The organism is Streptomyces asiaticus (assembly GCF_018138715.1).
In the GTDB taxonomy this organism is placed as follows: domain Bacteria; phylum Actinomycetota; class Actinomycetes; order Streptomycetales; family Streptomycetaceae; genus Streptomyces; species Streptomyces asiaticus.
In genome coordinates this window covers 1,148,322-1,173,221 of the sequence record NZ_JAGSHX010000001.1, presented here as the reverse complement: position 1 = coordinate 1,173,221, position 24,900 = coordinate 1,148,322, and the positions used below count along the sequence as shown (strand labels likewise).

Genomic DNA, 24,900 nt, shown 5'->3' with positions numbered 1-24,900 from the left:
CGGCTGACCGAGCCAGGGATGCAGGGGCAACCGCCGCGGTGGTCCCGGCCCTGCTCAGACAGGCGGGGAGATGGTGAAGTGCCAGGCGAAGTCGCCCTCGCACTGGTACTGCCGGATCGGAACGTTGTTGCTGGGGTCCCGGTTGGCGACCGTCACGCACGAGCGGTGTTCAGCCAGCCTCGGGGCGCCGATCGACCAGTTGAGGCGCCGAACGTCGACATGAGGGGGTTTCCCTGATTCGGCGCGGGCTAGCGTACGGTGACGGGCCGGATGGTGGCTTCGAGCCTCCAGTGGTCGCTGAGTTTGTTGTCCTTGTACGCCCGCGAACTCACGGTGTTCTTGCGGTTGACGACATCACAATCTATGAGTCGCAAGCCGCGGTCGCCGAAGAACATGTAGTCGAACTTGTCGCCCCAGATGTTTGAGCACGATCCGGCGGGCCAGTTCTTGCCGGTGGTGTCGCACTTGTTGCGGCCCCCAGGCGTTTGCATGACGCGTTCAGCGCGTCGAGGACTCCACTATAAGTCAGCGGCTTCATCGACGCCGAGGGCAAGCGTATGAGGTTCGGCATTGAGGATGCCGAGCGCGGCAGCACCCGGCCTTGTCATTCCGCGCAGGGTTGTTGCTGATTCGCGCACGCTGTGGGCGGCAGGTTCCTGTAGTCCCGCAGCGGTATCCCGTACGTGGCCCGGCCTGTGAGGCCGAGCGTCCTCCGTCTGAATCTCAGTGGCAAAGTAACCCCTCCTCCCGGGTTGCCGCCGAGAAAGTCTGCTCGGCGGCGCAACCGGGATTGTCCAGGTGAGCATGCGAGGAGATCGTTGAAACCCGCTCCTGTGTGCGCCGGCGGCCCTCGGACGATGTTGTTGTGCGGGTCGATGCGCCCCTCCTGGTACAGCGACAACGATGCTGCCATCACAGCGCTGAGCAGATACTGAAGGTTGCTGAGGATCTTTCAGGGTGGCTTCAGCAGGGATGCGGGGTGCTGTGAGGTATGCGGATTCTCGTGGTGGAGGACGACCGGCGGCCAGCGGAGTTACTCAGACGGGGGCTGGCCGGTGAAGGTTACGCGGTAGACGTTGCCTTCGACGGGCCCTACGGCCTGGAACTGGCGACGACCAACGCCTACGACGTGGCCGTGCTGGCATTCTCCTTCGTCGCGCTGACGGCCCGCCTGAGGGCCCTGATCCGCCGTGGTCAGCGCGAACGCCCGGCAGCCTTCGAGGTCGGAAACTTGCATATCGATCCGGCCGCACGACGCTGCAGCCGCGGGGAAGCGGTACTGGCACTGACTGCCAGGGAGTTCTCGGTGCTGGAGTATCTCGCCCGCCGCCGCGGCGAGGTAGTCGCCAATACCGAGGTCCTCGAACATGTCTGGGACAACGACTTCGATGGCGACATCAACATCGTTGAGGTCTATATCAGCGCCCTGCGTCGCAAGATCGATGCCCCGTACGGTGTACACACCATTCACACGGTGCGCGGCTGCGGCTACCGCCTCGAGCCCGGTCCCGCTCCCGCATGACCATCCGTGGGAGGACCCGGCGCGGCCGTCTGGGGAGACTGCGGCCGACTACCATCCGGGCCCGCACCGCTCTGCTCGTTGCTCTCCTCGTGGCCGTGCCTCTGACTGGCACCGCCGTCGTAGCTGCTGTTGCTGTACGGGCCAGGCTCCTTAACCAAGCCGCCCCCGCGACCAGGACCTCGACCGAAATCTTGGCCCTCGGATACCACAATTACGACTTCGGTATCAAGCTGGGACCATGCGACAAACCCCTTGTCGTGCATGATGAAGCGGGTGCGCATAGGAGTATCTACCGCTTCTGCCCGGGGACACGATGCCGTCTGACTGAAAGGAGCTCCAGACCGAGCCGAAAGGGGGCGCGCTGTCGTTGTGGCCGTTCAGCGGCGCCACGGCCTACCGGTTCGCGGTGCCTGATAAATCCGAGATCCTGGGCCGGGTACCGGACTGGGTGCTGTTGGCGGAGAATCCGCTGCAGCGGGAGCAGGATCAGTTGCGGACGGTGGTGTGGTCGCTTTCGGGAGCGGTCGCTTTCATCACCACTGTGGCGAGCGCGAGCGCCTGGTACGCGGCCGGGCGGGTGCTGCGGCCGATGGAAGCCATCCGCGCCGAATTCGCCCAACTCAGCACGCACCATCTCGACCGGCACGTCCCTCTACCTCGGACGGACAACGAGATCAGCCGACTGGGTCGCACCCTGAACACCACCCTGGACCGCCTACACACCGCAGTCGAGCAGCAGCAACGGTTCGTCGCCGACGCCTCTCAAAGAACTCCGCACCCCTCTGGCCGCGCTTCGCACCGAACTCGCACTCGCCCTGGTACTGCAACGGTGCTTGCCGTGACTGGTGGCCAGTTGACTCGTTGATGAGGTTATGGGTGGGGACCTTGCTGATGTCAGGTTGTGGGCGGGTGAGCTCGAGGCGGTGCATGAGCGGTTTGTGCACCGGTTCAACAGGTCGGAGCCGCGGGAGTCGGCGTTGGCGTATATGCGGGGGGGCTGGTCGCGCCGCTGGAGCGGAAGAACGGCTGGACGCTGGCGGAAGAGGCCGGTCGTGGCGGTCCCGATCGCATCCACCGGCTGCTGAACCGGATCGAGTGGGATGCCGACGAGGTCCTGGACGACGTGCGTGACTACGTCGTGGAACACCTCGGTGACCGTGAGGCCGTTCTGATCGTCGATGACACCGGCTTTTTGAAGAAGGGTGTCGACGAGGTCGATCCGGACGGAGCACGTTTCCGCCGGACCAGCCACGACGATGTGGCGTTCGTCGGCCAGGTCAGCGAATACCTCGCCTGATCCATTGGATCACGTGGAGAGCCGGATGCTCGGCCAACGGGCACGTCCGGTGTGCGCCGTGAGGCGCTTCGTTGTATCCCCGACCCAATCGGGAGGAACTTGGAGGAATGTTTCTGGGTCACCTGACTTACCTGGACGCGAAAGCGCGAGGGGACAAGAGCATGTCAGGAAAGCGGCGGCCGTCTGGAGACGTTCAGGGCGGGGTGCCGCAAGGCCCGCACGATAAGGCCAAGGCTGGATTGCTTGAAGTTCAATCTCCGGTGGTGAAAGTGCGCACCCGTCGGAATAACGTCTGAAACCGACGTCGCGTCATGCCCGGCCATGAACCGTGAAGCCGAGGCAACCTCCATGGCGCGAAACGCCGCCCAACGAGGGTGGTCAAGGAGATGAGTGAACGGCCTACGTCGTGCTCGATACGTACAGCGAAGACGTACCACGGGATCGCCTACGGGGCGCGAGCCCTATGGCGACGGAGGTGCCGTAGTAGTCGCAGGAGTAACGACCTGCCAAGGAGGCCGGGAAAACCGGGACCACAGGGCGAAGGGCACCAGGTGATCGAGATGTTCGGCGAAGGGAAGCATGCGCAATGCAGAGTGCTGAAACGGTGCTGAGCGTCCTCCGCAAGCGCGGTGAGAGAGGTTTGCCGGTCGAAAGGCTCTACCGGCAGTTATTCAACACGGAGTTGTTTCTGCTGGCCTACGGGCGCATCTATGCCAACAAGGGAGCGATGACTCCCGGGGCCACCAGGGAAACCGTGGATGGCATGTCCCTGGAGAAGATCCAGAGGATCATCGAATCGCTCCGCTGCGAGCGCTATCGATGGTCCCCGGCGAGACGCGTATACATCGAGAAGAAGGGATCAGCCAAGAAGCGTCCGCTAGGACTGCCGACTTGGTCGGACAAGCTCGTGGCCGAGGTAGTGCGCATGCTTCTAGAGGCGTACTACGACGTCCAGTTCTCCGACCGCTCCCACGGCTTCCGTCCCGGCCGGGGCTGTCACACCGCACTGAGTGAGGTGGAACGGTATTGGACGGGAACCCATTGGTTCGTCGAGGGCGATATCTCCGACTGCTTCGGCAGCCTTGACCATAGTGTCATGCTGTCGATCCTGTCGGAGAAAGTCCACGATGGCCGTTTCCTCCGGCTGATCGGGCACATGCTCAAGGCTGGATATCTGGAGGATTGGCGCTGGAATGCGACACTCAGCGGTGCTCCGCAAGGTGGAGTGGCCAGCCCGATCCTGTCGAACATCTACCTTGATCGGCTCGATCAGTTCGTTGAACAGTCGCTGCTGCCCGAATACAACCACGGCCAGCGTCGACAACCGAACCGGGAATACCGGCGGTTGGAGCACTGGATCCAAGGGGCGAGACGGCGCGGTTGCCGAAAATCGGTGCGGGAGCTCGAACCCCGGCGCCGAGCGTTGCCGAGCCAAGACCCCAATGATCCAGACTATCGACGGCTTCGGTATGTCCGCTATGCCGACGACTGGCTGCTGGGATTCGCCGGGCCCAGGCACGAAGCAGAGGAGATCAAGTCAAAGATTCGGGCGTTCCTGCGAGAGGAACTCGAGCTGGAACTTTCTGAGGCCAAGACGTTGATCACGCACGCCACCAGCCAGGCGGCGCACTTCCTCGGCTACGACATCAAATCCCAATACTCCAACGACAAGATCACCCGTAATCGACGGGCAGTCAATGGATCCATTGGGCTGTTTGTGCCCAGGCAGGCGATCAGGCAGCGATGCGCGCTCTACATGAGCAAGGGAAAACCGGCGCTGAGAGGTTCGGTCATGCGTGACGATGACTTCACCATCGTTGCGAAGTACCAGTCCGAGTTTCAAGGTGTCGTCCAGTACTACCTTCTGGCCCAGGACGTCTTTCGCCTGGGCAAGCTCCGATGGGTCATGGAGACTTCGATGCTCAAGACCTTGGCCGGGAAACATCGCAGCACGGTCACGAAGACGGCTCGAAAGTACAAGAGCATGATCGAGACGCCGGAAGGACCGCGCACCTGTTTCCAGGTCACTGTCGAACGCGATCGAGGGAGGAAACCACTGGTCGCCCGATTCGGGGGGATCCCGCTCAAACGACAGCGCACAGCGACCCTCACCGACCTCAAGCCCGTCATGGCCAGCAGCAAGCGCAACGAGCTGATTCATCGACTCCTCGCCGAATGCTGTGAGCTCTGCGAGTCACGGACACACCTGGAAGTGCACCATGTCCGCAAACTCGCCGACCTCAACCGCCCAGGACGGCGCGAGAAACCGGCATGGGTCCGCCTCATGGCGATGCGACGGCGGAAAACCTTGGTGATCTGCCGCCGCTGTCATGAAGACATCCATTCCGGGCGGCCCACTGCGCTCAAACGGACGTGATCACTGGAGAGCGGAATGCGGGGAAACTCGCCCGTTCCGTTCGGGAAGGGGCCGTCGGAAAAGGACCCGAGCCACGGGCACCTCGTCGGCGGCCTACTTCACTCGGCGGGCGGGGACGGGAAGACCGGCACTGGAAACAGTGCACGGCGTCCCGTCCCCGACCCAACACCTCGAACTCGACCGCCGCGGAGCCGAGATGCTGTTCCAGGTTTTGACCGAGCGGGAGGAGAAGAACAGCGTGGCCATCGCCTCGAACGAATCGTTCGGAGGCTGGACCAAGACGTTCACCGACCCCAGGCTCTGCGCGGCCATCGTCGACCGGCTCACCTTCAACGGCACCATCATCGAAACCGGCACCGAGTCCTACCGGCTCGCCCGCACGAAGGCCAAGCAGCAAGAACCGCGCAAGCAGTCATAGCAAGCGAGCACGGGACGAGCCCGGGGAAGCAATGTCAAAACCTGTGGCGGGGAGTCGCACCGTCACACACGAGCCCAGGGCACAACTGCTGATGATCGTCCGGTGGCGTTTGGGTCGATCAAGCGCGGTCGTGGAGCGTGACCTGGTAGCCGTCGGGGTCGGCGAAGGTGAAGGTCCGACCGAAGGGGCCGTCGATCGGTGCGGAGACGATGGTGTGACCGTCGGCGACGAGCGCGTCGTGGATGGCCTGGACGTCGGTGGCGTGGAGCCAGATCGCGGCACCGATGCCGGGCTGAGCGACGGATGCGAGGTCGGTGCCGGGAATGACGTCGCGGAGTGCGAACGCGATCGGCTTCGTCTCGAAGACGACGGCGTGCGGAGGTCCGGCCGGCGAGCGGACGAGGCCCAAGTACTGCTCGTAGAACGCCTGTGAAGCGTCGAGGTCGCGCACTTGGAGCGAGATGAAGTCGGGGCCGGTGGCGGGCATGATGACGCTCCTTGTGGTTTCGTGTCAGTTTTCTGACATGCGCAATCTATGTCAGAATACTGACATGAGTCAAGAAGGTGTCGGCGTCGACCTGGAGACGTCACTGGGCTACCTGCTCAAAGAAGCGTCGAGCGCCCTCCGCGCGGCCATGGAGGAAGTGCTGCGGCCGCTCGGGATGAGCGTGACGCACTACTCCTGCCTCGAGCTGCTGGCGCAACGACCCGGCTTGTCGAACTCCGAGCTCGCGCGGGGCGCGTTCGTGACACGGCAGACGATGAACGTGCTGCTCCAGGCCCTGGAGCGAGACGGCTACGTGACCAGGCCTGCGGAGGCACCCGTCGGGAAGGTGCTTCCCGCGCGGCTCACGCCTCGCGGCCGACGAAGTCTCGAGAAGGCGAGCGCAGCCGTCCGGTCCGTCGAGGCCAGAATGCTGGCCGGCCTGACCGAGACCGAGCAGTCAGGCGCGTTCCGGATCCTGCAGAGCATGATCCATTCCCTGCGTGGTGACAACGAGGGTGCATAGCTCGTTCCGCGGCGCACGTCTCGTCAGGCTCGGACAGGAGTGCAGCCGAGCCTGAAATTCGTGTCGGCGACCTCGGAAACCGACAGGACAGACCCCGACTACACCCTCTACTGCGATGAGCCGGCTATGAGCCGGGGCCGACTTGGCCCGGAAGCCGGGGCCACTTCGAGCCGGAATCTCCGCCCAACCGATCTTCGAGTGGAGCCACTTCACGCCGGAAAAATGGGGCCAACTCAAACCGTTAAAGCCAGACTCCAGCGTCGCAACGATGACGTCTTCGACCTGGTCGAGCAGGATCGAGGCCGGCCGGCCGGATCGCGGTTCGCCCTGCAGGCCGTCGAGGCGATCGGCCACGAAGCGAGCCCGCCAGCGGTCCACGGTGGACTGGTCCACTCCCAGGTCAGCCACAACCTGCTTGTTCGTGACACCCTCCGCGCACCGCAACACGATCCTCGCCCTCAGCACGAGGTACTGGGCAGTCTTGGCCCGTCTCGCCCAGCGCGCCAACTGGGCACGTTCACCCCCGGCCAGAACCAACTCCGCCTTCGGCCGGCCGACACAGCCCTCATCCTCAAGCCCGTCCAGTCGCTGTGCGGCGAACTTCCCACACCACTTGCGCACCGACTTGACGCCGACACCAAGGGCCCGCGCCGCACCCGCATTCGACATCCCATCAGCGCACACGAGGATGATCCAGGCTCGTTCAGCCATACGCCGGTCCGGCAACTCCGCCCGGCGCACGAGCTCGACACGCTCGGCCTCACAGAGCACGATCTCCACAGCAGCAGAGCCTCGATGCACCATGCAAAGGAGGTAGCAACTAAGAACTCGCGCAGACGGGCAGATAGGGCGTCTGCTCATGGGCGCAGGTATGGCGCGCCTTCCAGCGGTGAGTCCTCCATGCTTGGCGGATCGGACTACGTACGGTGATGACGGCGTCGGCGAGGTCGAAGAAGGCGTCAATCACGGTGAGTCGACGCTCGTAGCATCGGGTGAGGCGGTGGAAGGCGTTTTGCCAGGCGTGGGTGCGCTCCACGTGCCACCGTCGACTTTCCTGAATCGGTCCTTTCTCTCCTTTGCGCGCAATCCGGCCGCGCAAGTTGCGGCCGTCGAGCAGGGTGCGGGTTGTGTCGGAGTCGTAGCCGGCGTCCAGATGAACCATCTGTCATGCCGAAGCGTTTCATGCCTTGTTTGCCGCGGTCGACCAGGGAACGCCCGGCCGCCTCGCCGCCGCCGGGGGCTTTGGTGATCGATCCATCGACGGCGATCTGGTCGTGGACGCGATCAACGATTCGGTTTAGGACTCCAGCGCGATCTGCTTCAATCGAGCGAAGACTCCCAGACGGATCCACTCGTTGCGGCGGTTGCGGATCGTGGTGGCCGAGCAGGTCGTATCGGCGGTCGCCAGGTAGGAGCAGCCGAAGCGCAGGAGCTGCAGCAGCTTGTCGAAGACGATCCGGTCGCTGATGCGCGGGCGGTGGCAGCCCAGCGGATGGTCCGGGTGATACGTCGGCCGCTCGGGCAGCAGGGACATGCATTGGTCCCATAGCGGGCCGGTCAGCCACGCAGGCAGCACAGGCACAGGTTCCCCATGAGTGGTGAGCACCGTGAAATTGCTGGTCGCGGCTCAGGTGTGTGAGACAGGAGGACTACTCGCACCGACCGTCGTCTGGTGCCCACGACGACCGGGTCGTGAGCAGGATCCGGTGATCATGCCGCGGGTTCGTTCCTGGTCCGCAGACGCCCCCGGACCGCGAGGCGATCGAGCCGTCGTTGCTCTGCGGCAGCCCAGCGACCTGCCTGCTCGGGGTTGAGGGGTGCGCCATGGCCGACGTGGAGCTTGGTGGGGCTCAGGGCCGGCATCTCGCGCAGGCCGGCGAGGTTGCCGAGCCGGTCGTCGTGGAAGGGCCGGTTGGCGGGTCGCTTGCCGAAGCCCGGGAACGGGGTGGCCACGAGGTCTCCGGCGACCAGATCGCCGTGGTCGGTGAGGGCAGAGACGGACAGCAGCAGGTAGGCGTTGACGGAACGCTTGCCGAGCACGGGGGCGGTGTGACCCGGGGCCGGCATGATGCGGGCCCCGGCACCGGGATCTGACAGGCGTCTGTCACCTCGACCACTTCGGCTCCGCCGCGGAACTCAGCCTGCTCACCGGCGCACCGATCGCCGGCCACATCACCGATCTCAGCATCTGCCGAGCGGGCGGGGCCAGTGACCCGTACCTGCCGATCGGGCTGTTCGGACGCCTCTTCGTCCGCTCCTCGAGGGTGCGCGAGAAGTCACAAGAAGGCGGTCGCCGGGCCCGTCGGGGCGTGAGACGGGGAGGCGACTGGTGCGTGACGGGCGCCGCTCACCGCGTTGCCCCGGACCCCGGGCGGCTGGCTCGGGGAACAGGTCGTCCACGATGCGGTGCCGGCCGCTGTGCGGCCGGCGTACAAGCAGATCTGTCGGGTGCGGTGCAACGCGGCAGGGCCTGTCCCGGCCCTGTGGGCGGGTGATCAGGGGCACAGCCCGTCGTCGGGCCGCGGGGACGGTCAGGCTGCCGGCGCGAATGCGGTGATGGCGTCGACGAGGTCGGCCGGGGCTTCCAGCGGGATCAGGTGACCGGTGTGGGGGACCACCACGAAGTCGGCTTGGGAGAGGTAGGGCACCAGGTTGTCGCGGAGCACGCCGACGGGCTCCACCTGGTCGTGTTCTCCGGCGACGACGAGAGCGGGCACGCTGACCATGCGCGTGTGCTCGGTGATGTCCTGCGCGATGCCGCGCAGCGGCCACTCGGTGCGGGCGGCGTCGGTGACGGTCCGCGAATCGGTCACGATCTGCGCCTTGACCGGAGCGGGCAGCTCGGTCGCGGTGAGGACGTGATCCCGTGCCCCGGCCACGGACTCGGCGGAGTCGTAGGCGTGCGACAGGGCTTCCTGGTACTCGGGAGTGACCTGTGCGGCGGGCTTCGCCGGGCCGGAGCCGACGAGAACGATGCCGCGCAGGCCGGCGGGCCGGGTGGCCGCGACCAGCTGTGCGACCTTACCCCCCATCGAATGCCCCACCAGGACGTAGTCGGTGACCCCCGCATCCGCGAGCACGGCGAGCGTGTCGTCGGCGAGCTGGCCGAGCGTATAGGGACCGGGCAGAGCGCTCGACCGGCTCCACCCGCGGAAGTCGACCGTGAGCACGTCACGGCCCGCCAGACGGTCGACGACGAGGTCCCAGGTGCGGGCAGAACCACCCCAATAGTGCAGGAACACCAGAGTCGGCCCAGTCCCCGGCCGATGGTCGTAAGCGGGCAGAAGCGTCTGCTGCGTCGTGTTCATGATGGCTCTTCCGGTCGATGCTCTGGGCGATTGCCCTGTGTATTCATTGAAACTTTCGGCACCCGGGCGGGGCATCGGCGTGACTGGTCGCCCGATGGTGAAAACTGGACACGTGAACGTGATCCGGCAGATGACCTATCAGCCCGCAGGACGCCGCGCCGCCTCGGTCGAGACGATGACGTTCGGCCGCCTTCGCGAGCTGAACGACGGCGGCACGCAGCGCGCCGACTTCCACGTCCTTGCCGTCATCGACACCGGACCCGGCTCCGTCACGGTCGATTTCCACCTCCACCCGCTCCAAGATCGGTCCGCGGTGTGGATTCCACCCGGCGCGGTGCACCGGTGGGACGACATCGCCGAAGTGGCAGGGCACCTCGTGCTGTTCGTGCCGACCGCGCCGGTCACCCACACCACCCGAGAACTCGTCGCCTCCCCGGACCTGGCCGCGCACTGGAGCATCCCCGACGCCGACTGGCCCTTCGTCGACACGGCGCGCAGCCATCTCCTCCTCGAAGCATCCGCCCCACCCAGTGCCTCCTCGACGGAGCTGCCCGAAATCCTGCTCTCCGCGCTCATCACCCGGCTGCACCCACCGCACGCCGAAGCACGGCTCACACATCCGGTGTTCCGGTTGTTCCGCTCCAGCGTCGAAGCGCACTTCCGGCAACACCACGACGCCGGCTACTACGCCCGTGCGCTGGGATACGCGCCCCGCACCCTCTCACGAGCGGTGCAGCAGGCCACCGGCCGCACCGCGAAGGCATACATCGTCGAACGGATCACCCTGGAAGCCAAACGGCTCCTCGCACACGACCGCCTCACCGCCGCCCGCTGTGCCGACATACTCGGCTTCACCGACGCATCCAACTTCTCGGTGTTCTTCCACAAGGCCACAGGCAAACGCCCGGGCGCGTGGCAGGCGACGCCGGCCGCCGACTGAGAAGGAGCCCACAAGAACACCCACATCTACGACCACGTGGCGTCACAACCCCAAGATCACCGGAACTCCGAGCTCGCCTCTCTGCATCGGTACGCCACCGCGCCCACCCACGCGACCCTTATCCAACCCATCTGCGCATCGCCCTTCCCCATTACGGCCTGGCAGGTGCATGGCTCTGCCCAGGAGCTGACAACCGAAGCGGGCAGGGCCGCGGCAGCTCCCGATCAAAGGTGCGAGTCGAGCACTGGGTTCCAGGCAAACCAGTCCAGTGCCTCAGCTCCCAGTTCGTACGGGGCATTCAGGAGCGCTCTTTCCACCTCAGGCAAGTCATCGCGGATGACATCTGGGGCTCGCTTCAGCAGTTCGGCGAAGTCGATCTGGTAGTCGGTTTTTAAGGAGTTCAACGAACTCGCGGTCCTGTCCACGGATCCGGTCTATGGCGGCGTGCACGCGCGGGCGCCACCCGGGCATCCCGAAGTGGTCGCTGGCGTCGAGGCTGTGGCGCGCAGACAGGACGAGGAACTCCTCCTGAGGGACCTCTCCTTGCAGGTACATGAGGTAGTTGATGTGCTTCTTGGCGTGCTTCTTGATCTCGCCGAGCGCACCGTGCCCAAACTGCGTCAGCGTTCCGGACGTGCCCGGCCAGATGAGCTCGCGGTCCAGGATGCGCTTTTCGAACCGCAGCAGCGCGTACTGCTTGGTGCTGTTCACCGCTTCGAGTGCCTGGTGATAGACCCAGGTGTTGCGTGCGAACATGACACCGTCATGGAGTTTGTTACGCCGCCCCCGCGCCCCTGCGTGAGCGTCTTCGATCGGCCCATTGCGCCAGACGAACTGGGTAATACCGACCGCGGCGGCATTGACCAGGTTCCCGGCCTCAGCACTCACCCCCAGGGCACTCAGGTGCTCTCGCGTGCGCGTGATCGCAGCGGCGTAGTCGAAATCCCCACCTAACTCCCCCATCCAGTCCAGCGGCATCATCCACCGCCTGTGCTCCATCATCGGGTCTGTCAAACGAGCGGTGTAACTGGGGTGGTTGGGTTACTGGCGGGCCACTGAGAGGCGGCCGTCGAAGGTGATGTCGAAGGCGTTCAGCGCGGTCTTCCAGCGCATGGTCCAGCGGGCCTGTCCCTTGCCGGTGGGGTCGAGCGACATGATCGCCACGTAGACGCACTTCAACGCGGCCTGCTCGTTCGGGAAGTGTCCGCGTGCCTTGACCGCTCGCCGGATGCGGGCGTTGACCGACTCGATCGCGTTGGTGGTGCAGACGATCCGGCGGATCTCGGTGTCGAATCGCAGGAACGGGGGAACTCCTCCCAGCCGTTCTCCCAGAGTTTGACGATCGCCGGATACTTTCTGCCCCAGGCCTCGGCGAACTCCGCGAACCGGTCCAGAGCGGCCTCCTCGGCCGGTGCCGTGTAGACGGGCTTGAGGAGCTTGGCGATCTTGTCCCAGTCCTGGCGGGCGGCACAGCGGGAAGGAGTTCCGCAGCAGGTGCACCACGCAGGTCTGCACGATGGTGCGGGGCCAGACCGTCTCGACGGCCTCGGGCAGGCCCTTGAGCCCATCGCAGACCAGCATCAGCACGTCGACCACGCCGCGGTTCTTGATCTCGGTGAGGATGTGCAGCCAGTGCTTGGCTCCCTCGCCGCCGTCACCGGCCCACAGCCCGAGGATCTCGCGCCGGCCGTCGGTCGTGACGGCCAGGGCCATGTAGATGGGCCGGTTGGCGACTGCGCCGTCCCGGATCTTGGTTCTGTCGACGATCTTGTGATCCAGTGGGGATGGCGTCACCGTGCGAGCAGGACGCGTTTGCGGAGGAGATCGAGGCCGGCACGGCCGAACATCTGGCGTTTCAGCATCTTCAGCCGGTTGATGTTGCCTTCAACAGCGCCTGAACTATGCGGCAGGGACAGACCGTTGCAGACGGCGTCGAAGTCGCGGCGGAGGTTGCGGGCGAAGCCCGCAAGCGGAGCCAGGGTGTCGCGCTCGACGCCGGCGATCCACTCCTCGAGCCGGTCGCCGTGGCGTGTGGTCATCATGACGGCGAACTTCCTGACGTGGCCGGTGAGCCGGTCCAGCTCGGGGTCGCGCTCACGCAGGCGGTGCAGCTTGTCGGCATCGCCGTCGCGGAGGTGTTCGGGATGGGTCATGATCCATGAGGTGACCTCGCGGACCGAGGGAGGCTTGGGACCGACGGCGGGTGCGTGTCCGCGCCCGGTGCGGTAGCGCCGCAGATGACGCTGGACGGCCAACTCGCCTCCGGGATAGCCGAGTTCCTGGATCTCCCGGTGGAGCTGTGCGGCATTTCTGATGCCTTCGTTCCATCGTTGGTGCAGGTAGCCGACGTACGGGTCGACGACATGCGCCCGCTGCAGGCTCTTGGCTACGACATCATCAGCGGAGCGGGCGTTGACCAGCTTGCGGACGGTGGCCTGGTGCAGCCCGCGCTTCCGGCCGATCGCCGCCTTCGACATCCCCTGTGCCCACAGCTCGTGGGCGGCGGCATGCTGCTCCCGCAGCCGGGTCACGATCTTCAGCTCCTTCGACGACTGCACCACCTCGGGCTCCGCTCCCAGGTGGCTGGGGCCGTCCTCCGCTGCGGCAAGCGGTTCTGCCAGGCGGGAGCGGTGGGCGTTGACTGTCTTCTCGACCGCCTGGCCGAGGTTGGCCCACAAGTGATATCGGTCCGCGACCTGCTGGGCCTGCGGCGCACCGACCCGCGCGCCCTCCCCGTAGCCACTGGAGCGGTCCCGGCAGATGACCTTCACTTCGGGATGGCCTTGGAGCCAGGCGGCCAGGTCCTCGCCCTCGCGACCGTCATAGAGATGCAGCGGCCGGTGGGTGGCCATGTCGATCAGCACCGTGCCGTAGTGGCGGCCCTTGCGGAAGGCAAAGTCGTCGACACCAAGCACCTCAACTTCGCCGATCTCCGGCTCGGGCAAGGACCGGACCATCCGCAGCAGCGTGTCCCTGCCCACGGTGATGCCGACCGCGGCCGCCAGGCGGGCCCCGGCCCGGCCGGCCAGCGCCAATCCGATCTGCATCAACAGCCCACGCAGCAAAGGGGTATAGCGGCCGTGCGGAGTCGTCAGCCCCGCGATCTGCTCGGCGAACGTCACTGCTGCGCAGGCGGAATTCTCACAGCGGAAGCGACGTATGTGTAACTCGATCACAACACCGAGACCGCCCACAGCGGCATCACGCAGCTTGCGTACATACCCGCCGTGCACCCGCGACGAGCTGTGACCGCAATGGCAGGACCCCGTCGTCGACCGCACTCGTGCCCGCAGTACTACCTTGTCCGGCCCTCGCTCGACCTCCTCGATCAGCAGCGCGGACAGGTACGGAAACAACTCGAGGAGCACATCACGAGAGCACCCGATGCATGATCGCGAACAGTCGGCGCAACCCGCTCAACCGTCCGGATCACAAGATCGTCGACAGAACCCGGATCTTCACGTGGATGGCGTCGATGAAGATCACAGGGTAGACGGCGTCGAGGGGGCGGCTTTGCCATTCGGCCATGCCATCGAGGACCTTGTCGGTGATGGTGGAGATGGTCTGCCGGGAGACCTCGGCGCCGTAGACCTCTGCCAGGTGGGCCTGGACCTCGCCGGTGGTCAGGCCCTTGGCCGTCAGCGAGATGACCATTTCGTCGACGCCGGTCAGGCGCTTCTGCCGCTTCTTGACGATCTTCGGTTCGAAGGAGCCGTCCCGGTCGCGGGGTACGGCTGTCTCCACCGATCCGACATCGGTCAGCACGGTCTTGGAGCGTTTGCCGTTGCGGGAGTTGCCGCCGTCTTTGCCCTCCGGATCGTGCTTGTCATAGCCGAGGTGGTCGGTGATCTCGCCTTCGAGAGCGGACTCCAGCAGCCGCTTGGTCAGCTGCCGCAGCAGCCCGCCCTCACCGGTCAGTTGCAGACCCTCGGCCTGGGCCCGGCTCACCAGCTCGTCGATCAGCTGGTCGTCCACGGCTTTCGCCGACACAGCCGCTGCCGACTCGCCGGCCTCGTGCTCGGCCACGTTGTCACTGGTCATCGATGCATCTTCCATGATCGGGAGTTACACCGAACGATTTACAGTCCCTCGCTCCGGGCCCCTTCTCCTCAGGTGAGACCGTCACGATCGCGGTGGAGCTCTATCGCCACACGACCGGTTGGAAGGCCCGCGCTGTCGGACAGGGCTACGACACCGGCCTCGCGGGCCTGGCCGCCGACTACGGCATCAACGTCGAAGCCTGACGGCCGGAGGGGCCGCAGCATCCCGTGTGCAGGGAGAACGTCCAGCTGAGGACGCTTTTGCCGAACAGCACTGCTGATTCGCCGGGACCATCCGTCTGTCCCCTATTTGAGCCAGCTTGTCTGGAATCCATTCAGGGAGCGGGCTGGGTGACGGGCGCGGGGGTTCGATGGTCGTGGGCGTGGCTGAGCAGGTACAGCGCTGCCTGGAGGATGAGCGCGACGTGGTGCTTGGGTGGGGTGTCGATCAAGCCGTGGCAGATTTTGTTGCGCAGGTTCATGCCGCGGTCGGGGTCGGCGAGGAGGAGTTCCAGGGCTCGGCTCCAATCCGCGGGGAACCCGGCGGCGGGCATGCTGCGGATGAGTGAGCCCAGTTGGTCGACGGTGCCGGGGGTCTGCCCCTTGGGCGCGGACACGATCGGGACCCGGGGACGCAGGAGCTGTCTGAGGATCTGCTCGACCTGGGGCAGGGCGATGCACGCTGCCGCGTCGAGCTCCTCCAGCCAGAAGTAGCGGAAGGCGTGGGCAAGGGTTCGGGCGCGCGGCTGGGGCAACACGGTGTCGTGGGCCAGGGCGGTAATCAGCTCGGCCTCGTCGGGTGCGAAACGCTCGTGGATGTGGTCGAGTTGATGGGCGGTGAGGTGCCCGAGGACGTCCAGCGCGAGGACCTGCAGTTCGACGGCCTGGTTGTCGTCGGCGTCGACGGGCGGGGTGACCTGGACAGGTCCGGCAGTGTTGATGCGCGTGCGCGGAATCCGCAGCAGACCCTCCTGTACGCGCGCGTCGTCGGCCTGCTCGCGCATCGCCTGATGGACGTCTGCCGTGGTTCGCCACAGGGCGTCTCGCAAGTCTGCGGCGGCGTCGATGTGTGCTCGCGCCCCGTTGAACAGCGCACGCGGGAGAGCAAGTCCGCAACGGATGCGGGTCCATCCCAGGGAGTCGGGATCGGTGTTCTGCAGGGCCATCTCGGCACGCACCCGCAGCTCGGACAGCCCCCGGTCCCGTGCTTCGGTCGCGGCCTGGGTCAGCAGCAGGTGGCGACGGAATCCAGCGTTGACGTCGGCATCGGCGGCGTCGAGGAGAGCACTGACGATCTGGATGTCGATGTCGGTTCGGCGGGGCCCGGGTTCCGCCTTCAGCAGCTTGAGGAAGCCGACACGGGCGTGTACATCGCTGGCATAGCGGCGTGCGGCGCGTTCCGCGAAGTCCCTGATGTCGTACCGCTGAACACGCAGTCCTTCCAGAAGGCCGTCCACGATCCCCGGATCGTCCTCGGTATCGGCCAGTACGCGTTCGACCAGGGCGACCATGTCCTCGGTGACGCGCTTGTGCAGGTCCTTCAGGTTGAAGGTCCGGGCGAGGTCTCCGGCCCAGCGTAGGCACTCGGTCGCGCGTCGCAGTCCGGCAAAACGCCTCGGGGCGGCGAGCAGAAGCGGTGCCGCGTCCAGGTATCCGGCGGCCGCGCCCCGGGCGTGATCGTGCTTGCGGCCGTGTCCCGCGGCCAACAGCAGATGATGAAGGCGGCCTCGGACGAACGGGGTGTTCACGGCATCGGCGTAGGCGCTCCAGATCTCCAACTGGTCGGCCGTGCCCTCGGGCAGGCTCGCAGAGCGCCCCTTGAGCGAGTCGCCGGGGAACGTCCCGGTGAAGCCCTGCGCCTTCCCAGTCCCCGATAGCCGAAGTCGCAGCGCAGCGAGCAGCGCGTCACGCTGCTGTGCGGCGGCCGTGGTCGTGCTGATGTCCGCAGCCGCGAGCACGACGGCGATGGCCTCATAGGAAACGGTGTCCTTCGCCGCTTCCATGAGGGCGCCGAGAACACTCGGTTCAACCTGCGGCATGGGAGCCTCACTTCCGTCGTCGCCAGTATCGGCACAGCTCCGGACCGGACCCCACCGATTTTCTCCCGCCTGGTTCTGCTCGGGCACCCGAGACGGCTTCGACAGCGATGGAGGAGCGTCGAGAAGCGCTGATGCCTCTGCTGGACCCCCACGAAGGTGGGGGTCCAGCAGAGGCACCAGGCAGCGATTCGGGCTTGGTCTACAGGGCGGTGCTGAGACGTTCGATCAGGACCCGTGCGGTCTCCTCACCCCCGGTCACGGCCCCGGCCGTGACAGCGCCTGTGGCGATCGGCGCAAGATAGCCCTTGAGGGCAGCCGCAGCACTCCGGATCACGCCACGGTCCGGCTCGGGCTGTACGACCTCGTTGAGGACCTCCTCGCCGACAGCCGAGGCACTTCCAGGTCCTCGTCCGACACGCCAAGAGTCGGAAGCTGCCTCAACGTGTCTACCACGGCCCGGGCGATGGCCTCGAAGCCCGGGGCGACCGGATTGCTCTTGTCCTGATTCTGGCTCACGGAGTTGTTGCCCCGGGCCAGTTGGGAACCGCGGACGTCGCCGTGGATGACCGGACCATTGAAGACTTTGGTGTCGCCGAAGGACACATCCGGGTCAGCCTGCACTCTGGCGGTGACCGGGTGCTTGTCCATCTCCCGCTGGATCTCCCCCATCATCTTCCGGATGCCCTGCCTGTTGATCTTGAATCCGCTGCTTCGAGCCCCGAGGTATCTCCCTTGCTGATCACGCTCCAGGCGAAGTGTCCCAGGGGGCACTGACATTTAGCTTTGTCCGTAGCCCTCCGGGATCTTCGGGGGCTGCGTAGGGTGCGTCGGGTCCGGTTCTTCCGGCACGGCCTGCGGGTTCCCGCGATACCGGGGTCAGGAGCACCCCGGGTGTGAGTAGTTGCGGTACAGGATGTAGCGCTGAGATTGATCATGGTTGTGAGTCGCTTCGAGGGCTCGCAGCATCTGATGGCATGATTCGAGCCTTTCGGGGCAGGCGAGGCCGGTGCCGCTCGTTCATCCCCAGCTCCTTGGACAGGTTCGTCATGCCCTGAAGCTGGCGGGCTTCCATGTCGTCGACCAGGTGGACGACACCACGCCGGGGCTGCGGGTGAGCGAAGCGCCTGCGGGGGTGCTGGTGGGTTGGACGACGTCGCACGGGTTCACTGCGCTAGCGGCAGATCAGCGTGGGGCATCCAGCGACGGGATGTGGGTGGTGGTGCAGGCCGCGGTGGCGGGCCTGCTGGTCCAGCGCGGGCACACGGTGGCCGAGACGCCGGACGGGAACGGCGTCATAGTGCTGGCGGAGGGAACAGCGGCCGGTCCGTGACCGGCGCCCAGATTTCGCCGACAGGGAAGGACCCTTCGACCTCCCGAGGCGTTCAGGACCCTTCCCCGGCCGGCTCCGGATGGCTACCCGCCCGGGGGCTCACGCCGTCACATCTGGCGGCCGGCGGCGTCTCCGCCGGGGTCGTCGGCCAGCACGATCGCTGTGGTGATCCGCTTGCCCACCGGTTCCCGATGGACGGCGAAGCTCTGGCCAACCGCCATCACGATCTCCAGCCCGTGCTGGCCGATCCGGGTCGGGTCGGGCGCGAGGATCGCGGGCGGGGTCGGGTTGCTGTCCCAGACGGCCACCTCGATGGCGCCGCCGTTGATCTCCAGGGTCAGCAGGCACGGGCCGGGCGCGTACTTACGGGCGTTGGTGACCAGTTCGCTCACCACGAGCTGCACCATGCCCATCGCGCGTCCGGACACCGGCAGCCCGTGCACGGCCTGCACGTCGGTGAGGAAGCCGCGGGCCAGTTCGCGGGCGACGGCGATGTCCTCACTGCCCTCGAACGCGCCGGACACCGAGATGACGTCCCCCAGCAGCGATTGCCCGTCCTCGTCGCCTGCTGTCTGTTCCATACCGGTCCGCCCCGCCCCCGTGTCCAAACGTGTCTCGCTCGTTTACCCCCGAACCTTCACATCATGCGTGGGCGGGTCGGGCCGGACGGTGGTGGCCGGGCCGTCTGTGCGGGCCTCGGGGTCGTCGTCCTCGTCCGGGGCGGGCCGCCTGCCGAAGGGGCCGTCCTGGCCGGGCAGAGCCCCGAGAGCTGGGGCGCCTTTCGTACGGTGAATGCCGTAGATCATGCGTTCACGCTCCCCGCCATCTGACCCGGAATGCTCCCGGCGCTCTGGAGGGCGGCGAAGTCGGCGTGCGCCTGTTGGACGGCTTCCGGATACGCCTGCTGTTTCTCGTACTCGGCTAGCTAGCGCCCGGTAGATGCTGGACAGGCTCGGGGTCTGTCCCTTGCGGCGGCCGGTGGGGATGATCAGGTCGGGCTGGATCTGTTCGAATGTCTCGCCGCCCGCGCGGCGGCGCAGGACGGTGTGGAGCATGTCGTCGGTGATGACCGGCGGCCGGCCGCCGTGCTTGCCCTTGCGGGCCGCGGCGTCGAGCCCTTCGAGCGTGGACTCGCGGATGTTCTCCCGCTCGGTCTCCGCCATCGCGGCGAAGAAGGCGAACAGCAGCCGCCCGTGCCCGGTGGGGTCGTAGATCCCGGCCAGGGGCCCGGCGAGCATCTCCAGGACCAGGCCGTGGGCGGCGAGGTGGTCGGCGAGCGCGGTCAGCTCGGCGGCGTCGCGGCCGAGGCGCTTCATCTCGTACACCGTGAAGATCACCCGGCGGTGCGGGGCGTGCGCCTTGATCTCCCGGGCGGCTGCCAGCGCCTGCTCGAACTTCGGACGGACCCGCCCCCGGGTGCTGATCTTCTCCACGAAGATCTTGTCCCGGGGGATGTTCTTCGCGGCGAGCGCGTCCAGCTGGCTGTCGAGTTCCTGGCCGAGGGTCGAGCAGCGGGCGTAGCCGATGCGGATGTCCGCGCTCGGGGCCTCCGGGTCGACCGGCGCCGGGATCGGAGTGCCGGGCCGCCACGGCTGGCCGGGGCCACGGTCGGCCGGGGTCGGCACGCGCAACAGCTTGGCGAGGCGGGGTACCTTCGTGAAGCGGCCGGTGTGGTAGGTGCTGGCGACCGCTCCGGAACGCGAGCGGCAGGGTGAGCCTGGCTGAGCGTGACAGCGCGGGCAGGGGTGGCGCTCGACGTCGTTCGCGTCGCTCACGTGTGCGGTGTGAGGGCCCGTCATGACCTTGGATCGTGTCACAAACCATTCCGAGAACATGTCCCGTTCCACTTTTGAGTGAGAACGAGTTCTGACAGCGAATCGGCGGCCGGGGGTGCCCGCGCGGACTATTTCCGGTCTTGCTCCGGGAAAGGTTCGTTTCTGACAGTGACGCTGCGTGCGGCCGTGGCTTTGGATCGGCCGGAGGGCGCGGGTGGACTTCTCCGGCGGCCGGTTCCCGGCCAGGAGCATCTGGTCAGTCGGACCGGTCGGGGCGGATCCGCAGTTGCTGCCAGCAGCGCTGTACGTGTTCCTCGGCGTCCTTCACGGCTGCCTCTGCTGCTTCGTCCGGCGCGGGAGGCGACGTCGTATCCGGTGCGGGTGCGGTACGGCGCCACGGGGGACGGGCGGCACTGGCGCCATGGCGATTTCGAGCGCGGGTGGCGGCCCACCGGGCGACCAGGATGATGCCGATGGCGGCCGCGGCGGTCAGGGAGGGCATCGCGTGCGAAGCTGACACGGCCGAGGGACCTTTTTCGTGCGGGGGAAGAACCTCTTGAGCAGGGGGTGCCGGTATCCACGTCACACCGGCACCCCCGTCTCGCCACGGATGTCAGCCGGGCCACGTGCCGGTCAGGCGGCGTGTGGTGGCGGCGCCAGCTCGGTCGACGGCGGCTTTGACCCCGGCGAAGATCGCACCCTGCAGGGTGGCGGCGAGCAGCACCTCGGTCCAGGCGCGCTCCTCGTCGGTGGCGTCGGGCGCGTCCTCGTCGTGGCCGAGCATCTTCCACGCCTGCTTGAACACGGCTCCGGCGAGCATGCCGCTGACGGTTCCCAGGGCGAGACCGACCGGCTTGTAGGCGATCTTCGAGGCCTTCAATTCGCTCACCCCTTCCTGCGGCGGCAGGCCAGCCACACCACAACGGCCACACCGGCTGCCGTCAGCAGCAAGTGGCGGTTGTCCCGCGCCACCTGTGCCCCCTGGGCGGTCTTCTGCCGCACCGGCTCGGGCGCCTTCTCCTGCCACAGCTGACCGGCCTGGGCCGCCTTCGCCTTGGCCTGCCCGGCGGCTTGAGCGGCCTTGTCCTTGACCGGATCGGGCAGCCTGTCCTGCGCCTGGTGGGCCAGGCCGGTTGCCTTCGCCTTCACTTCCCCGGCCTTGGCTACGGCCTGCTCCTTCAGATCGCCGGCCTTCGCGGCGGCCTGTTCCTTGACCTCGGCGGCCTTCTCCTGGGCGCGGGCCTTGACGTCGGTCTTGGCCGCCAGCGCCTCGACCGTCTGCCCGAGCTCCTCGCGGGTCTGCTCGACCTGCTCGCGCAGTTCCTCGGGGCTGGAGGCGGTGGGCTCGTCGTGGGGAGGCTGGGTCATCGCTGTGCACTCTCCTTGATCTCGGCCACGTCGGCCTTCACGCTCTGAACCGTCTGCTCGGGCGTGGGCGGTGCGCCTTCCTTGATCTGCTTCTTTCCACTCATGGCCATGACCGCGGCGATCACACCGAGCACCGCGGTGACGATCAGCGCCGCGGCCCACACCGGCAACGGCACCGCCAGCGCGGCGATCGCGGTGGCCACCAGGGCCTGCGCCATCAGGAAGCCGACCACCCCGGCGCCGCCGAACAGGCCGCCGCCTTTGCCGTAGCGCTTGCCCTTCTCCTTCATCTCCGCCTGCGCCAGCTTCATCTCGCCGCGCACCAGCTCCGTCAGCTGCTGCGACGCACGCTGCACCAGCTCGCTCACCGGCTCGTCGCCGCCGTGCGTACTACTGCGGCCGGCAGGGGGTGGCTGCATGGTCGACACGACGATCACCTCCCGTCTTCTAGTGCCGCATCAGGCAACGTTTGCCCTGTTGACGACTGCGCGTGGGCGCTCCTCCAGGGCGTGCCCGGCCGGTGCACGCTAGGTCACAACTGCCAGTGGCAGCCGGACTGCGGGGGGCAGCGGCGGCCTGACCGGCTCGGTCTGCATGCCCTGTATTAGCAGCGCGGCGAAGCGTCGAGAGGCGGCCACCGCAGCGGCTGGCGATGTGGTTCGGATGCCGCCGTTGGCCATGAGCACCATGATCAGGTCGTCCAGGACGAAGTCCGGGCGCAGTTTGCCCGCCGCCTTGGCCCGGCGGGCGAGCTCGGCGACCTTGCGCAGTGCCCGCTCCCGGGCTGCAGCGAAGTCGATCGCGCGTGGGAAAGCCGAGACGAACGCAGCGGTGAAGCCCCGGTCCTGTGCGTGCAGTTCACACACTTTCTCAATCACCCGGCAGAAGCCGCGCCATGGGTCCGGATCGGCCAGCCCCTCGTCGACGATGGCGGTGCAGGCCGCCATCTGCTCGGTGAAGACCTCGGTGACCAGCGCCTCTTTGGTCGGAAAGTGCCGGTAGAGGGTCGCGGGGCCGATTTCGGCACGCCGCGCGATCTCGCGCATCGCCACGTCCAGCCCCTCCGCAGCGAATACGGTGCGAGTCACAGCGAGGATGCGCTCGCGGTTGTCCCGGGCATCGGCGCGCAGGGAGTGAGGCAATCGGTTCGTCACCGCTCTCACTTTAGCTAAACGGACGGGGTGCTCCGATAGCGTCCGGCGCCATGAGAGCACTGCAATTCTCCGAGTACGGTCCCGCAAGCGTCCTCGAGGTCGCCGACATGCCGGAACCGCTCGCGGGACCAGGCCGCATCCGGGTGGCCGTAAAGGCCTCTGGCGTCACTCCCGCCGACTGCTACCTCCGCTCAGGCCGGTTCCGCGACATGATGCCGCTGCGCCTGCCCCACGTCCTCGGCGTGGACGCTGCGGGTGTGGTCGACGAGGTCGGCCCAGGCGTCACCGGTGTCCGGCCGGGCGACGAGGTCTTCGGCATCGTCGATCTCGCCGAGCGCGGCGGTGCGAACGCCGAGTACGCCGTCCTGGCAGCCTGGGCGCCGAAGCCGGACGCGCTGAGCTGGGAGCAGGCCGGCGCCGCCGCGAACATCGAAACCGCCACGCGCGCCCTCGACCGGCTGAAGGTCACCGCCGGCACGACCCTGCTGATCGAGGGCGCCGCGGGCGGGGTCGGCACTGTCGCCATCCAGCTCGCGGCGGACCGCGGCGCGCACGTCTTCGGTACGGCCAGCGCACGCAACCATGCGTTCGTCGCGGGACTGGGGGCGACACCGACCACCTACGGCCCCGGATTGGGCGAACGGGTCACCGCCCTGGCACCGGACGGAGTCGACGTCGTCCTGGACTGCGCCGGATCCGGCTCGCTGCCCGATCTGGTGGACCTCGCAGGAAGCCCGGACCGGGTGATAACGGTCGCCGACCTGAACGCGGCGAAGTACGGGGTCCACCTGTCACGCTCGGCGGGCCCCGGCGCGGACCCGCAGGCCGTCGAAGGACTCGCCGCGGCCGCCGCTCTCGCCCAGCAGGGCCGCTTCACTGTGCCGGTAGCGGCCGCCTTCACCCTCGAGAACGCGGCTGCAGCACACCAGTTGAGCGAGACCGGCCACGCCCGGGGAAAGATCGTACTTACCCTCTAGTGCCGCATCAGAGCACCTTTGCACTGTGGTGATGTGACGCGCCGTTCGGATGCTGGTCCGGACGGCGCGGTGTCGCCAGGCTGTGTGAGTGGCAGAACGAGTGCGTGTCCGCGAGATCGATGACGACGAGGGAAGGCGCCTGCTGCGGATCATCCGCAGAGGCACGGGGCCGGTGGTGACCTGGCGGCGGGCCCAGATGGTGCTGCTGTCCGCTCAGGGCATGTACGTGGCGAAGATCGCCGAGGTGACGTTTACCAGCGCGGACCGGGTCCGGGACGTGATCCACAACTTCAATGCCGACGGCTTCGACTCCCTCTACCCGAAGTACAAGGGCGGCCGGCCCAAGACCTTCACCCTTCCCGAACGCCGCGAGATCAAGAAGGTCGCCAAGTCCAAGCCGGCCGAGCACGGCCTGCCGTTTTCGACCTGGAGCCTGGCCAAGCTGGCCGACTTCCTGGTCGCCGAGGGGGTGGTCGACGACATCAGCCATGAGGGCCTTCGGGTCCTGCTCCGCGAGGAGGGCGTGTCGTTTCAACGCATAAAGACCTGGAAGACCTCCCGCGACCCCGACTACGCGGCCAGGAAGGCCCGGGTCAAACACCTCTACGCGCTCGCCGACGGCGAGGTCATACCCGAGGAAAGCGAACCTGAAGTCGTCTTATGCCTGGACGAGTTCGGGCCGCTCAACCTCCAGCCCCATCCTGGGCGGCAGTGGGCCGAGCGCGGCGGGAAGCACAAGGACCCCGACCGCGAGCCCCGGCCCCGCCGACGGGCGACCTACACCCGCCCGCACGGGGTCCGGCACCTGTTCGCCGCCTACGACCTGGGCAAAGACAAGCTCTACGGCCACATCAAGCCGAGGAAGAACCGCACGAGGTTCCTGGAGTTCTGCCGCTACCTGCGAAGCCTCTACCCGGCCGAGATCCGCATCGCGATCGTGCTCGACAACTTCTCCCCCCACCTGACCACCAAGAAGGACACCCGCGTCGGCGACTGGGCCGCAGCCAACAACGTCGAATTCGCCTACACGCCGACCAACAGCTCCTGGCTCAACCGCATCGAGGCCCAGTTCACCGCCCTGCGCTACTTCGCCCTGGACGGCACCGACCACGCCAGTCACAAGGAGCAGGGCAGCATGCTCCGCCGCTACATCATCTGGCGGAACAAGCACGCCGCAGACGAACACCTGCGCAAAGTTGTCGACAGGGCAAACGTTGCCTGATGCGGCACTAGTAGATTGTCGCTGCTTAGTTGTGGCATGTCTGGTTGGGAGGTTAGTGTCTGGCAGATTCCTTTCCCTCTGTCAGACGGGACTGTTGTCATGGGTTCGCAGAAGAAGCGGCCG

The 24,900-nt window shown here is 66.8% G+C and carries 24 protein-coding genes and 6 pseudogenes; 11 read left to right on the top strand and 19 right to left on the bottom strand.

From position 1 onward, the window contains the following. Positions 1-248: 248 nt before the first annotated feature. Entirely contained in the window at positions 249-491 is a 243-nt protein-coding gene (locus KHP12_RS05030; protein WP_086880684.1) for a hypothetical protein, read from the bottom strand. 500 nt (positions 492-991) lie between these two features. Between KHP12_RS05030 and KHP12_RS05025 the strand changes: the two genes are divergently transcribed. From KHP12_RS05025 to KHP12_RS05005, 5 genes and pseudogenes are all read left to right on the top strand, one after another. Next, on the top strand, positions 992-1,522 hold the full coding sequence (locus KHP12_RS05025) for a winged helix-turn-helix domain-containing protein (protein ID WP_211831530.1): 531 nt from the start codon (positions 992-994) through the stop codon (positions 1,520-1,522). Positions 1,523-1,889: 367 nt separating this feature from the next. After that, positions 1,890-2,387: a HAMP domain-containing protein gene (locus KHP12_RS05020; protein WP_211831529.1), complete on the top strand. Its 498-nt coding sequence runs from the start codon at positions 1,890-1,892 to the stop codon at positions 2,385-2,387. A 7-nt stretch (positions 2,388-2,394) separates the two neighbouring features. Continuing rightward, positions 2,395-2,729, top strand: a pseudogene (locus tag KHP12_RS05015) (transposase); the annotation flags it as partial. 676 nt (positions 2,730-3,405) lie between these two features. Then, the gene (locus tag KHP12_RS05010) at positions 3,406-5,196 is read left to right on the top strand and encodes a reverse transcriptase/maturase family protein (RefSeq protein ID WP_086882058.1); all 1,791 of its coding nucleotides are present in this window, start codon (positions 3,406-3,408) and stop codon (positions 5,194-5,196) included. 166 nt (positions 5,197-5,362) lie between these two features. Next, positions 5,363-5,614, top strand: a pseudogene (locus tag KHP12_RS05005) (ATP-binding protein); the annotation flags it as partial. A 118-nt stretch (positions 5,615-5,732) separates the two neighbouring features. Here the strand turns inward: KHP12_RS05005 and KHP12_RS05000 are convergent. Beyond that, positions 5,733-6,101, bottom strand: coding sequence for a VOC family protein (locus tag KHP12_RS05000; RefSeq protein WP_168512773.1), 369 nt, complete (start codon positions 6,099-6,101; stop codon positions 5,733-5,735). 64 nt (positions 6,102-6,165) lie between these two features. Between KHP12_RS05000 and KHP12_RS04995 the strand changes: the two genes are divergently transcribed. Continuing rightward, a complete protein-coding gene (locus tag KHP12_RS04995) occupies positions 6,166-6,624 on the top strand; it encodes a MarR family winged helix-turn-helix transcriptional regulator (RefSeq protein WP_086880703.1) in 459 nt (152 codons plus the stop codon). On the opposite strand, the gene KHP12_RS52780 is transcribed toward KHP12_RS04995, so the two are convergent. The 4 genes and pseudogenes from KHP12_RS52780 to KHP12_RS04975 form a co-directional block, all read right to left on the bottom strand. Beyond that, positions 6,559-7,404 (bottom strand): helix-turn-helix domain-containing protein, encoded by an 846-nt coding sequence (locus KHP12_RS52780; protein WP_308016591.1) that lies wholly within the window; start codon positions 7,402-7,404, stop codon positions 6,559-6,561. The genes KHP12_RS04995 and KHP12_RS52780 overlap by 66 nt on opposite strands. A gap of 40 nt (positions 7,405-7,444) precedes the next feature. Then, positions 7,445-8,206, bottom strand: a pseudogene (locus KHP12_RS04985) (transposase). A gap of 128 nt (positions 8,207-8,334) precedes the next feature. After that, a complete protein-coding gene (locus KHP12_RS04980; RefSeq protein ID WP_143677925.1) occupies positions 8,335-8,664 on the bottom strand; it encodes a hypothetical protein in 330 nt (109 codons plus the stop codon). A 491-nt stretch (positions 8,665-9,155) separates the two neighbouring features. Next, a complete protein-coding gene (locus KHP12_RS04975; protein ID WP_086880688.1) occupies positions 9,156-9,932 on the bottom strand; it encodes an alpha/beta fold hydrolase in 777 nt (258 codons plus the stop codon). Positions 9,933-10,044: 112 nt separating this feature from the next. Between KHP12_RS04975 and KHP12_RS04970 the strand changes: the two genes are divergently transcribed. Next, positions 10,045-10,872: a helix-turn-helix domain-containing protein gene (locus KHP12_RS04970; protein WP_167442420.1), complete on the top strand. Its 828-nt coding sequence runs from the start codon at positions 10,045-10,047 to the stop codon at positions 10,870-10,872. Between the two features lie 327 nt (positions 10,873-11,199). Here the strand turns inward: KHP12_RS04970 and KHP12_RS04965 are convergent, their stop codons facing one another. The 4 genes and pseudogenes from KHP12_RS04965 to KHP12_RS04950 form a co-directional block, all read right to left on the bottom strand. Next, positions 11,200-11,853, bottom strand: a complete 654-nt coding sequence (locus tag KHP12_RS04965) for a hypothetical protein (RefSeq protein ID WP_244202641.1) — start codon at positions 11,851-11,853, stop codon at positions 11,200-11,202. A gap of 60 nt (positions 11,854-11,913) precedes the next feature. Next, positions 11,914-12,687: pseudogene (locus KHP12_RS04960) on the bottom strand (IS256 family transposase); the annotation flags it as partial. Then, complete coding sequence (locus tag KHP12_RS04955) at positions 12,663-14,153, bottom strand: ISL3 family transposase (protein WP_308016596.1); 1,491 nt, start codon at positions 14,151-14,153, stop codon at positions 12,663-12,665. The pseudogene KHP12_RS04960 and the gene KHP12_RS04955, both read right to left, overlap by 25 nt. Positions 14,154-14,322: 169 nt before the next feature. Beyond that, positions 14,323-14,913: pseudogene (locus KHP12_RS04950) on the bottom strand (transposase); the annotation flags it as partial. A gap of 80 nt (positions 14,914-14,993) precedes the next feature. Here KHP12_RS04950 and KHP12_RS50585 point away from each other — a divergent pair. Continuing rightward, positions 14,994-15,116, top strand: a pseudogene (locus KHP12_RS50585) (TerD family protein); the annotation flags it as partial. Between the two features lie 131 nt (positions 15,117-15,247). Here KHP12_RS50585 and KHP12_RS04940 read toward each other — a convergent pair. Both KHP12_RS04940 and KHP12_RS04935 read right to left on the bottom strand, forming a co-directional pair. Then, positions 15,248-16,915: a DUF4209 domain-containing protein gene (locus KHP12_RS04940; protein ID WP_211831528.1), complete on the bottom strand. Its 1,668-nt coding sequence runs from the start codon at positions 16,913-16,915 to the stop codon at positions 15,248-15,250. 366 nt (positions 16,916-17,281) lie between these two features. Then, positions 17,282-17,728, bottom strand: a complete 447-nt coding sequence (locus KHP12_RS04935; RefSeq protein WP_143677927.1) for a hypothetical protein — start codon at positions 17,726-17,728, stop codon at positions 17,282-17,284. 229 nt (positions 17,729-17,957) lie between these two features. Between KHP12_RS04935 and KHP12_RS04930 the strand changes: the two genes are divergently transcribed. Further along, on the top strand, positions 17,958-18,281 hold the full coding sequence (locus KHP12_RS04930) for a hypothetical protein (RefSeq protein ID WP_086880693.1): 324 nt from the start codon (positions 17,958-17,960) through the stop codon (positions 18,279-18,281). Positions 18,282-18,388: 107 nt separating this feature from the next. Here KHP12_RS04930 and KHP12_RS04925 read toward each other — a convergent pair whose 3' ends face one another. The 7 genes from KHP12_RS04925 to KHP12_RS04890 form a co-directional block, all read right to left on the bottom strand. Further along, positions 18,389-18,862 (bottom strand): ATP-binding protein, encoded by a 474-nt coding sequence (locus KHP12_RS04925; protein WP_086880694.1) that lies wholly within the window; start codon positions 18,860-18,862, stop codon positions 18,389-18,391. Positions 18,863-18,904: 42 nt separating this feature from the next. Then, complete coding sequence (locus KHP12_RS04915) at positions 18,905-20,056, bottom strand: recombinase family protein (RefSeq protein ID WP_308016593.1); 1,152 nt, start codon at positions 20,054-20,056, stop codon at positions 18,905-18,907. Positions 20,057-20,312: 256 nt separating this feature from the next. Further along, positions 20,313-20,576, bottom strand: coding sequence for a hypothetical protein (locus tag KHP12_RS04910; protein ID WP_143677928.1), 264 nt, complete (start codon positions 20,574-20,576; stop codon positions 20,313-20,315). A gap of 93 nt (positions 20,577-20,669) precedes the next feature. Beyond that, positions 20,670-20,936, bottom strand: coding sequence for a DUF4235 domain-containing protein (locus tag KHP12_RS04905; RefSeq protein ID WP_086880696.1), 267 nt, complete (start codon positions 20,934-20,936; stop codon positions 20,670-20,672). Between the two features lie 5 nt (positions 20,937-20,941). Then, entirely contained in the window at positions 20,942-21,424 is a 483-nt protein-coding gene (locus KHP12_RS04900; RefSeq protein WP_086880697.1) for a DUF3618 domain-containing protein, read from the bottom strand. Then, positions 21,421-21,843 (bottom strand): phage holin family protein, encoded by a 423-nt coding sequence (locus tag KHP12_RS04895; protein WP_208652909.1) that lies wholly within the window; start codon positions 21,841-21,843, stop codon positions 21,421-21,423. Before KHP12_RS04895 ends, KHP12_RS04900 begins: the two co-directional genes overlap by 4 nt. A gap of 108 nt (positions 21,844-21,951) precedes the next feature. Continuing rightward, positions 21,952-22,578, bottom strand: coding sequence for a TetR/AcrR family transcriptional regulator (locus KHP12_RS04890; RefSeq protein ID WP_062013267.1), 627 nt, complete (start codon positions 22,576-22,578; stop codon positions 21,952-21,954). A 50-nt stretch (positions 22,579-22,628) separates the two neighbouring features. On the opposite strand from KHP12_RS04890, the gene KHP12_RS04885 reads away from it, so the two are divergent. Continuing rightward, entirely contained in the window at positions 22,629-23,555 is a 927-nt protein-coding gene (locus KHP12_RS04885) for an NADP-dependent oxidoreductase (protein WP_086882590.1), read from the top strand. A gap of 88 nt (positions 23,556-23,643) precedes the next feature. Next, positions 23,644-24,777: an IS630 family transposase gene (locus tag KHP12_RS04880; RefSeq protein WP_211831527.1), complete on the top strand. Its 1,134-nt coding sequence runs from the start codon at positions 23,644-23,646 to the stop codon at positions 24,775-24,777. Positions 24,778-24,900: the final 123 nt, after the last annotated feature.